11 protein-coding genes are annotated in these 12,845 nt (G+C 46.9%); 4 read left to right on the forward strand and 7 right to left on the reverse strand.

Annotated features, from left to right (window positions below):
• Positions 1 to 5 precede the first annotated feature (5 nt).
• The 4 genes from QFZ77_RS19165 to QFZ77_RS19180 form a co-directional block, all read right to left on the reverse strand.
• Entirely contained in the window at positions 6 to 1,253 is a 1,248-nt protein-coding gene (locus QFZ77_RS19165) for a glutamate-5-semialdehyde dehydrogenase (protein ID WP_307441857.1), read from the reverse strand.
• Positions 1,246 to 2,982 carry a proline--tRNA ligase gene (locus QFZ77_RS19170; RefSeq protein WP_307441858.1) on the reverse strand — a complete coding sequence of 579 codons (1,737 nt, stop codon included), beginning with the start codon at positions 2,980 to 2,982 and terminating at the stop codon, positions 1,246 to 1,248. The genes QFZ77_RS19165 and QFZ77_RS19170 overlap by 8 nt, the downstream gene beginning before the upstream one ends.
• 25 nt (positions 2,983 to 3,007) lie before the next feature.
• Positions 3,008 to 4,108: a glutamate 5-kinase gene (gene proB, locus QFZ77_RS19175; RefSeq protein WP_307441859.1), complete on the reverse strand. Its 1,101-nt coding sequence runs from the start codon at positions 4,106 to 4,108 to the stop codon at positions 3,008 to 3,010.
• 427 nt (positions 4,109 to 4,535) lie between these two features.
• Positions 4,536 to 5,738, reverse strand: a complete 1,203-nt coding sequence (locus tag QFZ77_RS19180) for a pyridoxal phosphate-dependent aminotransferase (protein ID WP_307441861.1) — start codon at positions 5,736 to 5,738, stop codon at positions 4,536 to 4,538.
• A 154-nt stretch (positions 5,739 to 5,892) separates the two neighbouring features.
• On the opposite strand from QFZ77_RS19180, the gene QFZ77_RS19185 reads away from it, so the two are divergent.
• The 3 genes from QFZ77_RS19185 (at position 5,893) to QFZ77_RS19195 (ending at position 9,051) form a co-directional block, all read left to right on the forward strand.
• Entirely contained in the window at positions 5,893 to 6,420 is a 528-nt protein-coding gene (locus tag QFZ77_RS19185; protein WP_307441863.1) for a DUF1572 family protein, read from the forward strand.
• 79 nt (positions 6,421 to 6,499) lie between these two features.
• Positions 6,500 to 7,300 carry a carbon-nitrogen family hydrolase gene (locus QFZ77_RS19190; RefSeq protein WP_307441865.1) on the forward strand — a complete coding sequence of 267 codons (801 nt, stop codon included), beginning with the start codon at positions 6,500 to 6,502 and terminating at the stop codon, positions 7,298 to 7,300.
• A 368-nt stretch (positions 7,301 to 7,668) separates the two neighbouring features.
• A complete protein-coding gene (locus QFZ77_RS19195; RefSeq protein ID WP_307441867.1) occupies positions 7,669 to 9,051 on the forward strand; it encodes a glycine--tRNA ligase in 1,383 nt (460 codons plus the stop codon).
• Positions 9,052 to 9,102: 51 nt separating this feature from the next.
• On the opposite strand, the gene QFZ77_RS19200 is transcribed toward QFZ77_RS19195, so the two are convergent.
• Positions 9,103 to 9,594 (reverse strand): cysteine dioxygenase, encoded by a 492-nt coding sequence (locus QFZ77_RS19200; RefSeq protein ID WP_307441869.1) that lies wholly within the window; start codon positions 9,592 to 9,594, stop codon positions 9,103 to 9,105.
• 479 nt (positions 9,595 to 10,073) lie between these two features.
• Between QFZ77_RS19200 and QFZ77_RS19205 the strand changes: the two genes are divergently transcribed.
• Positions 10,074 to 10,511, forward strand: a complete 438-nt coding sequence (locus tag QFZ77_RS19205; RefSeq protein ID WP_307441871.1) for an SgcJ/EcaC family oxidoreductase — start codon at positions 10,074 to 10,076, stop codon at positions 10,509 to 10,511.
• A gap of 15 nt (positions 10,512 to 10,526) precedes the next feature.
• Here QFZ77_RS19205 and QFZ77_RS19210 read toward each other — a convergent pair whose 3' ends face one another.
• Together QFZ77_RS19210 and QFZ77_RS19215 are read right to left on the reverse strand one after the other, a co-directional pair.
• Positions 10,527 to 11,399 carry an SDR family NAD(P)-dependent oxidoreductase gene (locus QFZ77_RS19210; RefSeq protein WP_307441873.1) on the reverse strand — a complete coding sequence of 291 codons (873 nt, stop codon included), beginning with the start codon at positions 11,397 to 11,399 and terminating at the stop codon, positions 10,527 to 10,529.
• 459 nt (positions 11,400 to 11,858) lie between these two features.
• Positions 11,859 to 12,827, reverse strand: a complete 969-nt coding sequence (locus tag QFZ77_RS19215) for a helix-turn-helix transcriptional regulator (protein ID WP_307441875.1) — start codon at positions 12,825 to 12,827, stop codon at positions 11,859 to 11,861.
• Positions 12,828 to 12,845: the final 18 nt, after the last annotated feature.

Raw genomic sequence — 12,845 nt, forward strand, 5'->3', positions numbered from 1 at the left:
AATGGTTATTCGCGTATTTGTCCGCTTCCATAAACGCGGTATTTGGTTGAAGTTAGCGATGGCAGACCCATCGGTCCGCGAGCGTGAAGCTTTTGGGTGGAGATGCCGATTTCCGCTCCGAAGCCGAATTCAAAACCATCGGTGAAGCGAGTCGAAGCATTGTGATAAACAGCCGCTGCATCTACTTCCTGTAAGAATCTTTCGGCATTGGCTGCATTTTCCGTCACGATACATTCAGAGTGCATGGTGCCGTATTCACGAATGTGAGCAAGGGCTTCATCGAGATCCTTCACAACTTTGATGTTAAGAATGTAGTCCCCATACTCGGTTTTCCAATCTTCGATTTCGGCAACTTGCATACTAGGTACTAACTCACGAGCTCGTTCGTTACCTTTGAGCGCAACATGAGCACCTTTGAAGGCCTCTGCTATGGCACTTAAATGCTTTTCTGCAATAGACTCATGCACAAGTAGTGTTTCCATGCTATTGCAAACAGAAGGACGCTGAGCTTTAGCGTTGATCCCGATGCGAACGGCCATATCGAGCTGTGCACTTTCATCTATAAAAGTATGACATACACCCGCACCTGTTTCAATGACAGGAACAGAGGCGTTATTGACAACATTTTGAATAAGTGAATGCCCGCCTCTTGGAATAAGCACATCGATGAGTCCATTTAATTTCAGCATTTCATCCACAGAACTGCGGTCTGCGCTTAGAATCAGTTGAAGTGCATCAGCGGGGATGGCAGAACGGCTTAATGCACCGTGCAGAACTTCAACGATTTTCTCATTGGAAAATAAAGCGGAAGAACCGCCACGCAGAACGACTGCGTTGCCTGTCTTGAGACACAAACCTGCTGCATCAACGGTCACGTTAGGTCTTGCTTCATATATAATGCCGACCACACCAAGCGGCACACGGATTTTGCGAATGCGCAGACCGTTTGGACGTTCAAAGGCTTCCAATGTATCCCCAACAGGATCTGGGAGCTCGGCTATTTGGCGCAGACCTTCAGCGATCGCTGCGATGCGGGATTCATTTAGAGCTAAACGGTCGAGCAGGGAAGCGCTTGTGCCTAATTCTTTGCCTCGCTGCAAATCTTTGGCGTTCGCTTCGATAATCGCTTGCTGCTCCGTTACAAGGCTATCTGCCATAAGAAGTAGTGCCGCATTCTTTTGTTCAGTTGTGAGATTACCCATGGTCTGGGCAGCTTGTTTGGCTAATTTAGATTTTTGAACGACTTCACTCATGGGAAGATCGACCTCCTGTTTGGAATAAAGAATGGCAATGCGTAAGTATATGCTCGACAGATCGTTCATATTGACTGCCGGTTCTGCGCTCCTTACATTCTACTACTCGCTCACTTGCTTTCTTGCCGACTGTTATTCGCAAAGGGAAGCCGAGTAGATCCGAATCATTGAACTTAACGCCAGGACGTTCATCCCGATCGTCCCATAGGACGGAGTAGCCTGCCCTAACTAACGTTGTATAAATCTCTTCGGATAATTTTATTTGAGCTTCATCCTGAACATGAATGGTCAGAAGATGAATGGAAAATGGTGTAATGGATTCAGGCCATATAATGCCTCGTTCATCATAGTTTTGCTCGATAATGGCAGCTAGCACACGTGAGACACCAATGCCATAGCAGCCCATAATGATGGGCTCGGAGACCCCATTCTCGTCGCTGAACGTTGCGCCAAGGGAACTGCTGTATTTGGTGCCGAGCTTAAATACGTGGCCAAGTTCAATCCCTTTCGCAAAAGAGAGCTCGTGCCCACAATGGGAACATAACTCACCTTGGGCGACATTGCGTACGTCATGATAAGATATCGTTCCTAAATCGCGTTCGACCTCCACATGAACCAAATGATAATCGGACTCATTGGCTCCTACGACAGCATCCTTCAAGCCCCTGATAGAGGAATCAGCGATGATTCTCACATTCTGGAGTCCAATGGGACCGATAAAACCGGCAATGGATCCTAGCTTCTCTATGTCTACTTCGGAAAGCATGGAGACCTCAACAGCCCCAATAGCTTGCTTCAGCTTGATCTCATTTAATTCATAATCGAATCGCAGGAGGACAATAAGGGGTGCTCCATCTGCTTGTAAGGCAACAGATTTAATGATCTGATTGGCATCTATTTGTAGAAATTGACTAAGCTGTTTGATGCTAGTCACTTGCGGCGTGTGAACTTTCACTGGTTGCGAAGTTGGTGAAATGTTATCCACTCGCTTGGATTTCTGTTGTTCTGGTAGCGTTCCGATTGCTTTTTCAATATTCGCTGCATACTGGCAGGAGGTGCAGTGGACGATTATATCCTCACCTACATCAGCCAGGGCCATGAATTCATGGGTATCTGTCCCGCCGATAGCGCCGGAATCGGCTTCAACCGCTCGGAACTGCAATCCGCATCGTGTGAAAATGTTATCATAAGCGTTATACATACTCTGATAACTTGCATCTAGTCCGCTTTCCGTACGGTCGAAGGAATAGGCATCCTTCATGAGGAACTCTCGTCCGCGGAGCAGACCGAACCGAGGTCTACGTTCATCGCGATATTTCGTTTGAATCTGATATAGCGTGACAGGCAGCTTCTTATAGGAATGAATCTCGTCCTTCACGATCGTCGTGATGACTTCCTCATGGGTAGCTCCTAGTGCAAACTCTCGGCCGTTCCGATCTTCCAGACGCATCAACTCTGGGCCATAGACATCCCATCTGCCAGAGGCTTTCCATAATTCGGAAGGGTGAAGAGCTGGCATTAGCATTTCCTGTGCACCGGCTGCATCCATTTCCTCTCGGACAATTTGTTGTATGTTTTGCAGGGCTTTAAGACCTAAGGGTAAATAGGAGTAGATACCACTAGAGAGCTGTCGTATTAATCCCGCACGCAGCATCAGTCTATGGCTAGCGGCTTCTGCATCTCCCGGAACGTCACGTAGAGTTGGGTTAAGCAATCGTTGTTGTCTCATAGTTGGGAGAGCCTCGCTTTCTTCATTAGGTTAAAGGAACCCATTCATCTCGGTGAATGACTTCAATTCGGGCAACTTCCACACGTTTCTGGACCTCATCGGTCGATAGCCCTGCGGCGGCTTGCACTTGCCAAGCCGCGTAGTTGACGACGCCGCGTCCTAGCAGTGCGCCTTCGGTACTGAGCACCTCGACGACGTCACCGGGGTGGAAGTCACCTGCCGCGCCTGTGATGCCTGCAGGAAGCAAGCTCTTGCCACCGCTGAGCAGGGCCGCTTTGGCGCCTTGGTCAACGATGATTTGCCCCTGGGGCAGCGAGTGGAAGCCGACCCATTGTTTCTTCACTGGCAGGTTGTTCAGAACCGTGTCGAAGTACGTGCCCTTGCCGCTGCCATCCACGGCATGCGGCAAATCACCGGGCTCGAGTACGCGCCCGATGAACACCGGCACGCCCCCGCGCATCGCGATGCGGGCGGCCTCGACCTTCGAGCGCATGCCGCCGGTGCCGACCGCGCTCCCAGAGCCTCCAGCGAAGCTGAACAGCTCATCGCTGATAGCGTCCACGCGATCGATACGCTGCGCGTTCGCATTTTTGCGGGGATCGTCCGTGTACAGGCCGTCCATGTCCGTAATAATGATCAATTTGTTCGCTTTGACCAAATTGCCTACCAAGGCCGACAACGTATCATTGTCGCCGAATTTCAGTTCATCCACCGCGACGGTATCATTCTCGTTAATGATCGGTACGACGCCCCGCTGCAGCAGCTCGTCGACCGTCATCAGAGCGTTCTGCACGCGCTTGCGGTTAGAGAAGTCGTACCTTGTGAGCAAAATTTGCGCCACGCTGATGCCGTGGTACGCAAATGCTTCGTGGTACGCCTGCATGAGAAGCGCTTGGCCGACAGCGGCTGCGGCCTGCTTCTCGTGCAGCACCTTGGGCCGTGTGCGGTAACCAAGGGAGGTGAAGCCTGCGGCAACTGCGCCGGAGGTAACCAGCAGGACTTGATGACCATCCTGCTTCAATTGCGCCAGCTCCGACGCGAAAAAACGTATTTTATCCGGATTGAGGCCCCCGGTATCTGAAGTTAAAGAGCTGCTGCCGATTTTGACGACGATTCGCTGAGTCATATCGATCCCATCCTTTGATTTACATGTATGTAGATACAAAAAAGACTCCCGTCCTCATAACATAAGGACGAAAGTCTGTAGCTTCCGCGGTACCACCTTAGATTGGCGCACACCGATGGCGGCTGCACCCAACTCTAGATTCCCTAAATAACAGCAGGGCACTGTTCAACTCATCGTTGACTGTTCAGGGGCGGGTTCGGAGTCGGTTCACGGCAAGCTCTCTCAGTCTATGGAGCTTACTCTCTGTTTACGTGCTTAACGGTTCCTACTATTCCCATCATTACGTTGCGATATAGAAGTTTTTGAGGACTTCCTTTTTTGGTTCTATCTAGAATAGCACGCTGTACAAGCGTTTGTAAAGAAGCAGAAGCCTAGACTGCATAGGCGAGCAAGTGTTGAGCCCATGACGAGCTTCTTTTTTATCCGTTTAAACAAATAGATTCAGTTTGCCGATTCGCTGTACAGCTTCTTCTAATCTTTCCTCTGTGGATAAGAGTCCAAGCCTTACATAGCCTTCCCCGTGCGTTCCGAAGCCAACGCCTGGTGCGACGACAACTTTTGCTTCTTGCAGAAGCAAATCGGCAAGACTCTGTGAGGAGTGTCCTTTTGGAACGGGCAGCCAAGAGAAGAAAGACCCCTGCGAAGGGCGTGCATGCCAGCCGATACTGGCAAGAGCAGTATAAAGGGCATTGCGGCGGCTCTCGTAAACATCACGCAGCTCCGTAACACAATCTTGCGAGGCTGTGAGAGCAGTTGCGGCTGCCACTTGGATACCGCCGAACAGCGAGCAGTAGTAATGATCCTGCATCAAGTTAATAAGGCGGATAACTTCTCTGTTCCCTAAGGCAAAGCCTACGCGCCAGCCAGCCATGTTGTATGTTTTGGAGAGCGTATAGAACTCGATACCCACTTCTTTGGCACCCGGTGTCTGTAGGAAGCTGACCGGTTTCTGATCGTCGAAGCCTATCGCACCATAAGCGAAATCACTTGCGACGACAACACCATGCTTGTGCGCGAATTCGACCGTTTCTTCATAAAAGGAAGCGGGAGCCGTAGCACCTGTTGGGTTGTTCGGATAATTAATGAACATCAGTTTCGCGCGGTTCAAATCGGATTCTTTGAGCTGTGAGTAGTCAGGAAGAAAGTTGTTTTCTTCCCGCAGGGGCATGAAAGCCATTTCGGCTCCGGCGAGAGCAACCCCTGACCAATAATCCGGGTAGCCAGGATCAGGAACGAGACATACATCGCCTGGATTAAGCAAACATTGCGCTATTTCGATCAGTCCTGTTTTACCGCCAAAAAGAATCGCTACTTCCGTTTCAGGATCAAGATCTACGTTGTGATCTTCCTTATACCGCTGAGTAATAGCTTGTTTCAGAAATGGAAATCCGCTGAAGGGCGGATATTTATGATACAACGGGTTAGCAGCTGCTTCCTGTATGGATGATACGATATGCGGAGGCGTAGGGCGGTCAGGATTCCCTTGGCCGAGATTAATGACGTCATGACCCGCAGCAATTTGCTCATTGGCTTTGCGTACGAGTGATGCAAAAAATTGAGTTGGAAGTCCATTCATACGTTCAGCAGGCTGAATCGTAAATGGGCTTGTTGTTGGGGATGTTTTTGTCACGATTTAATTCACACTCCGGAGGTCGGGATTTTAATTAATAACCTTAATGTAACATGATTAAACTTTTTTTCATAGTGATGAAAAAAATCGATTTTACATCGAGCGGTCAATATCATAAAGTTAGTTCATTAGTTAAGGAAAGGTGATGAAGACCATGTCGGACAACAAGTTAGTGGCGCAAGTTTTTTTGCAGGAATCCATACTTGCATTTGAAAATATGAAGAAGCTGGCGGATAAAGCTTTCGATCAAACGGAAGATGCTCATTTTTATCTAACGTTAGATGAGGAGTCGAATTCGTTAGAATTGTTGATTAAGCACATGCACGGGAACATGCTGTCACGGTGGACTGATTTCTTAACAACGGATGGGGAAAAGGAAACACGGCAGCGTGACGGTGAATTTGAAAGCAGCCAATACACGCGTGAACAGCTAATCTCCTTTTGGGAGGAAGGCTGGAAGGTACTGTTTGATACACTGCACGCACTCACTCCGAATGATGTTCTTAGGACTATCCAAATTAGAGGCGAAGGGCATTCTGTGCTTCAAGCCATTCAGCGGCAAGTTTCTCATTATGGCTACCATGTAGGGCAAATCGTTCTGCTCAGTAAACATTGGGCGAATCATCATTGGGAGACTTTAAGTATAGCAAGAGGACAGTCCAAAGCATTTAAACCTTCATGAGTTCCATTGAGTTCAAATATATATTAGACTACTATAGAGAGATATTGGTAATCTGCTGCCCGAAAGGAGTCATCCTAGTATGTCCGAATCACAATTACTACACATTGCACTAATTCAAATGGATATTCAGATCGGTGAACCCGATACGAACTTTGCTCAATTGGAGAAGCTTCTGCATCAAGCGGTTAGTGGAGATCAAAAGCCTGATGTGATCGTATTTCCCGAGATGTGGAATACAGGTTACGCCTTAACCGAGATTCAGCAGTTGGCTGATCCTAACGGTATTAGGACGAAAGCCTTTCTAAGTGATTTTGCCCGGACCCATCGTGTCAATATCATCGGCGGATCAATTGCTGATAAAAGAGACGATCGTGTTCTGAACACGATTTACGCCTTTGATCGCGAAGGCGCGGAAACAGCCGAGTATTCCAAAATCCACTTGTTCCGTCTTATGGACGAGGAAAAGTTTCTGCATAGCGGCGATCAGCTTGGCCGATTTGAGCTTGAAGGCGTTCCGGCTGGCGCGATGATCTGCTATGACATTCGTTTCCCTGAGCTTGCGCGCAAATTAGCGCTGGATGGGGCACGGATTTTATTCGTACCTGCGGAATGGCCGCACCCACGTTTGCACCACTGGCGTACACTGCTCATGGCCAGAGCCATTGAAAATCAGATGTATGTCGTTTCCTGTAATCGCGTTGGGACTAGTGGAACAACGAATTTCTTTGGGCACTCGATGGTTATTGATCCTTGGGGCGAAGTACTGGTGGAAGGCGATGAGAGTGAAGCGATTTTGCATGCTACCATCGACTTGACGGAAGTTGTGCGTGTTCGCGCTAAAATTCCGGTCTTTGAAGACCGTCGTCCACATTTGTATTAGATTAAATAAAAATGTACCTGCACCTATTTGATTTTTTGTCGGTTTTTCTGTAAACTAAAGCCAATTGAATGATCAATTGTGGCTGTGAAGGATGAATAGTACTTGAACAACTTCAAGTTCAGCGAGCTGGGGACGGTGAAAGCCCAGATTGAAGCTCAAGGAAAAGGCTATCCGGAGCCAATACGATAAAGGGGATATACTGCTCTATGGGTGTATCAACTAGGGTGGAACCGCGGGTGCGTAAGGCTCTCGTCCCTAGGCATTATTTGATGCCTTTGGATGTTGAGCTTTTTTTGCGTCTGCTCATATCCAAATGGTCGTCAAAGGTCATTGACCTATAAACGAGAAGCTGAAGGAGCGAACGAACAATGAGCGTTACTATGGATCAAGTTGTAGCATTAGCGAAGCACAGAGGTTTTGTATTCCCAGGTTCAGAAGTGTATGGCGGTTTGGCTAACACATGGGATTACGGCCCGCTTGGCGTCGAGCTGAAAAACAATATCAAGCGTGCTTGGTGGAAAAAATTTATTCAAGAATCCCCGTATAACGTGGGTCTTGACGCGGCTATTTTGATGAACCCGCAAGCATGGGTAGCATCCGGTCACGTTGGAAATTTCAACGATCCGATGATCGATTGCAAAAGCTGTAAAGCTCGTCACCGTGCTGATAAATTGATTGAAAATAAACTGGCTGAGAAAGATATCGAAATCATCGTTGATGGCATGACTTTTGACGATATGATGAAGCTTATCGTAGAGCACAACATTGTGTGTCCAGATTGCGGCAGCAAGGAATTTACGGATATCCGTCAGTTCAACCTGATGTTCAAAACATTCCAAGGTGTAACGGAAGCTAGCTCTAACGTGGTTTACTTACGTCCGGAAACAGCACAAGGTATTTTCGTTAACTTCAAAAACGTTCAACGCACGATGCGCAAAAAGCTGCCATTCGGTATCGGCCAAATCGGCAAAAGCTTCCGTAACGAAATCACGCCAGGTAACTTTACATTCCGTACACGTGAATTCGAACAAATGGAGCTTGAGTTTTTCTGTAAGCCCGGCGAGGACATGAAGTGGTTCGAGTACTGGAGAAGCTTCTGCCATAACTGGCTGTTGTCTCTAGGTGCCAAAGCGGATAACCTTCGCCTTCGTGATCATAACGACGATGAGTTGTCCCATTACAGCAATGCGACGACGGATATCGAGTACAAATTTCCGTTTGGCTGGGGCGAGCTATGGGGTATCGCGGATCGTACGGATTTTGACTTGAAGCAGCATATGGAGCACTCTGGTGCGGACTTCAACTACATTGATCCAGAAACAAATGAACGATACATTCCTTACTGCATCGAGCCTTCTCTTGGCGCAGACCGCGTTACGTTAGCGCTTTTAATCGATGCTTTCGAAGAGCAAAAGCTGGAAGGTGACGACAGTCGTACGGTTCTGCACTTCCATCCTGCACTGGCGCCGATTAAAGCCGCTATATTCCCACTTTCCAAAAAGTTGAATGAAGGCGCGCAGGCTGTATTTGCTGATCTAGCGAAGCATTTTATGGTGGATTATGATGATACAGGTTCTATTGGTAAAAGATACCGCCGTCACGATGAAATTGGTACACCGTTCTGTATCACATACGACTTTGAGTCCGAAACAGATGGTCAAGTAACGGTGCGTGACCGTGATACAATGGAACAAAAACGGATCCCAATTTCCGAATTAAAAGCATTCATTGAGAATTCACTTCAATTTTAATACCATGCCCCCTGTGAGAACGTCGATGGACGTGATTACAGGGGGCTTTTTTTAGATGACATAATCCAAGATTTCGCTGTAAGGTACGTAGCGTGTTACGCCCTTGAGAGGCGGGCTATATACATGGATGGAAACAGCAGGCTCGTGGAAAGGGTTGCTTAACTGATGAATTTGCTCGCAAGGAGCTTCAAAATATTCACCTGACCCAATATAGTCATCTGTGTGGGCGACGGGATAACCTTCGGAGTCCAGACGGTACTTGGTATTGACTAACGTTCCCTCAATTAAACAAGCGGAGCCGATGGACGAGCCATGGTTATGAATCGCCGTTGCCTCCGAAGCAGGTATGTGAATCACAATAACTTCGAGATCTTTCGTGCTATAAACGACATTCCGACCATAGGGTAGTTGTTTAGGCTCTGTTTTATAAACAGGCACCTCATGAAGTGAGTTGTCTAAGGATTGTAGGGCTTCTTTAAGTTGTTCTAGTGAGGGTTCTTGCAATTTACAGAATGTCTGCTCAATTGCTCTTAATAATGTCATGGTTTCCGCCTCCTGGGTTAATGCTATCTTTTTATCATTTATTATTGGGGAATGGATAAGTTTTATTTATATATCGTATGCGTTCAGTGGTCAAAGGGTTAGTGGGATCTGTGAAATTAATCAATTTGGTATGTAATCGGTCTGTGGACTGGGATTATTTCCTACTCCAGTGCGATTTATTGAAAAGGTAATTATGTCAAAATTGAAATTGTGGAGTGATGAGTGGTTAAAATACTTCGGTTTTAAAGGAATAGCGGAATGAGTTCCGCAATGGTGCCGCAATCGGGCAAAACGAAACAAATAGCGAATCGACGTTCCGCGAAAGCGCCATAATCCGGTAAAACGAAAGAAATAATGGATTGATGTCCCGCGAAAGTGCTTAATCGGGTAAAACGAAAAAAATAACGGAATGACGTTCCCTCCGTATGCAAAAGTTTCAGTAACCGCGAAAATAACGCTTAAGAGAGGATGAGGCTGATATGGTGGATGTTAAAGAACAAGACACGAAAGCGATACTCGCTATTTTCGAGGTGCTTGGCAAAGCTTGGAATGAGCATAACGGGCAAGCGTTCGGCCAATGTTTTACAGTAGATGCTGACTATGTGACCTTCAACGGACAGCATATAAAGGGGCGACAAGACATAGCGGAAATTCATCAGAAGCTGTTTGATGGTGTGTTAAGAGGTTCATCAATGGTGGATGGCGGTTCAATCCAGATCCGATTTCTATCTCCCGATATGGCTGTTGCTCATTGTGTTGGTGCTATTAAACTCAGTTGGCAGAAAAAAGCGCCAAAGAACAGAGATTCCATCAATACAAATGTGATTGTCAAAGAAAAAGGCGATTGGAAAATTGCAGCTTTTCACAACTGCCGCATCCAACCGCCGAATTTTATTCAAAAATGGTTTATGAAGTAATCGAATTTGAATGACCTAAACCCGGAACGGCGGCAACTGTCTGCCATCGATATCCGTGAAGCCATACTGATCCGCTAGGGCACCTACCTCGAGAAGTTGACCTGCCTTTTGACTTACTTGAGGATCGGATGCCAACGCGACAACTGCACGGCCGATATATTCCACAGATTCCGTCGTATGAAGTGCTTCGACTTTCATGAAATTCGGATCACCTGGTTCTAAGCCATAATGCTTATAAACGGCTTCCGTACGCATCCAGCCAGGTGCTAAAGTAAGAGCGGTTACATCGATATGGTTTGCTTTTAGATTTTGAGACATAGCGCGTGTCATATTCGTAACCGCTCGTTTCACTGTGTCATAGAAAACATTGATAGGGTAGTCGCCGCCAATATCAGAGTTGACGCCTGTATTAATCAGAAGACCACGATTTTGTTCGAGAAAAAAGGTAGACATCGCATACCGGCTTGAAACCATCTGAGCACGCAGTCCTGCCTCGAACATTTTGTCCCAACGCGACATCGGCTGCTCCCAAAAGGGAACGGAGAAATCGACATCATCATAGTCCTCGTAACCGCCCCAGGCATTATTAACCAAAATATCGAGCGTTCCTTGTTCTTGTTTAATACGTTCGTACAAAGCTTTGACATCAGCGTCGATGGTATGGTCATAACGAACGGCGATTCCTAATCCACCGCGCTGCGTAACGGCTTCAGCGGTATCTTCAATCGTACCCGTGAGATCTGTTCTCGTGGATTTCGCTCTCGTACTGCGTCCTGTCACATAGACAGTGGCCCCAGCCTCCCCAAGTGCTAGGGCAATGCCGCGGCCGCCGCCTCGACTGGAACCGGTAACCAAGGCAACCCGTCCTTGCAGGTTTTGTAAAGTCATTGTTTTGCCTCCTAAGAGTTTTTTGCCAGAAAAACTGGCATCGTAAGCATGAACATAGCTTTTTTCGCCATAAACAACTAGCAGCATCATTAACTTTGTATGCTCAGTTTTAATGTTACATCGAATCCATGACAATTCTTGTCATAGTATTTATAGTAATGAAGAGATGTATCGCTCGACTCAAGGAGAGGATGATTAAGTAAGTAGGTTGAGTAGAGTATCAAGATAATTGATGTAAAAAGTACACAAATCATTCTTAATTAATCTATTTGAGCAGAACTGATGTATTTTGTGCATCTAATATGTCCGTTTTCGAGGAAACTTCCATATATCCGTTCATTTAGATGTACTTTTTTACATGTATTCTCTTGAATACGCCGAAATCGTGGGAAATATATGCACTTTTTGCATCAAAATTCAAGGTGCCTACCATTGCAACGGTTAAATTGAATCCGCTCTTCAAGTCAACTCATTGCCGTATGCATGCTGCATAGCACGAATTTGCTCCCGAATCCAATTCGCCATTTCTAAGGGCTCTTCAACTAGGGCGTCGGCACCCAAACTGAGAAAATACTTCGAAAAGTACGATAAATTACTTCGATGCATGTCTGTCACTAATAGGCCACTGCCATCTTCATAAAGTTCCACGCTACCGTCCAGTCCATTGTTACGTTCATAGGTTCTAACACCACCTGGAGTCAGCTTCACCCGGAGCTTCATTGTCATTTGGCCTGCCTCACGCTCTTGCCCTGCTAACAGCCAATCACCAATTGTGTAGTGTTTGAAGCTTTTGCTTGGAAGTGCGGATTCGGCTCGTTCTAAGCTGCGTATGCGATCTACGCGAAATAAAAGGAATCCTTCTTTTCGAAAGCAATAGGAGGGAAAATACCAAAAACCATTGGACGCGTAAATGCCAATTGGCTGCACGACTCTCTCTGTGGTCTCATCTTTGGACGCGTAGGTTATGCGTAAAGGCGTTTCATCAATAGAAGCGTCCAAAAGCTGCTCCAAGAAAGGGGAACCTTGCGTTCGCGTAGGCGTCCAGAAGGATACTCGATCCTTAAGTGCATCGATTCTCACCTTCGTATCTGTGGGGAGATAGTGATAGAACTTATTCAGAGCCGAAGTCGATTCCGCAGCAAAAGGGAGCGCTCCATAATACTGGAGCGACTGAAAGGCGAAGAACATCGCAACAGCCTCTTGTTCGGAGAATAGAATCGGAGGGAGCATCCGCTTCTTTAATAAGCGATATCCCCCATGTGGTCCAAATTCGGTATATAGCGGCATCCCCAGCTCGCTCAACTCTTGTAAATCGCGGTGCATAGTACGTTCCGAGACGCCGAATTCATCTGCCATCTCTTTCGTGGTGAACTGCATACGTTCGTTTACTGCCATCATCAACTGAATTAACCGTTGAGTTTTGTTCATTGCAGGTTAAACCTCCTT

The sequence above is a fragment of the Paenibacillus sp. V4I3 genome (assembly GCF_030817215.1).
Classification (GTDB): Bacteria; Bacillota; Bacilli; order Paenibacillales; family NBRC-103111; genus Paenibacillus_E.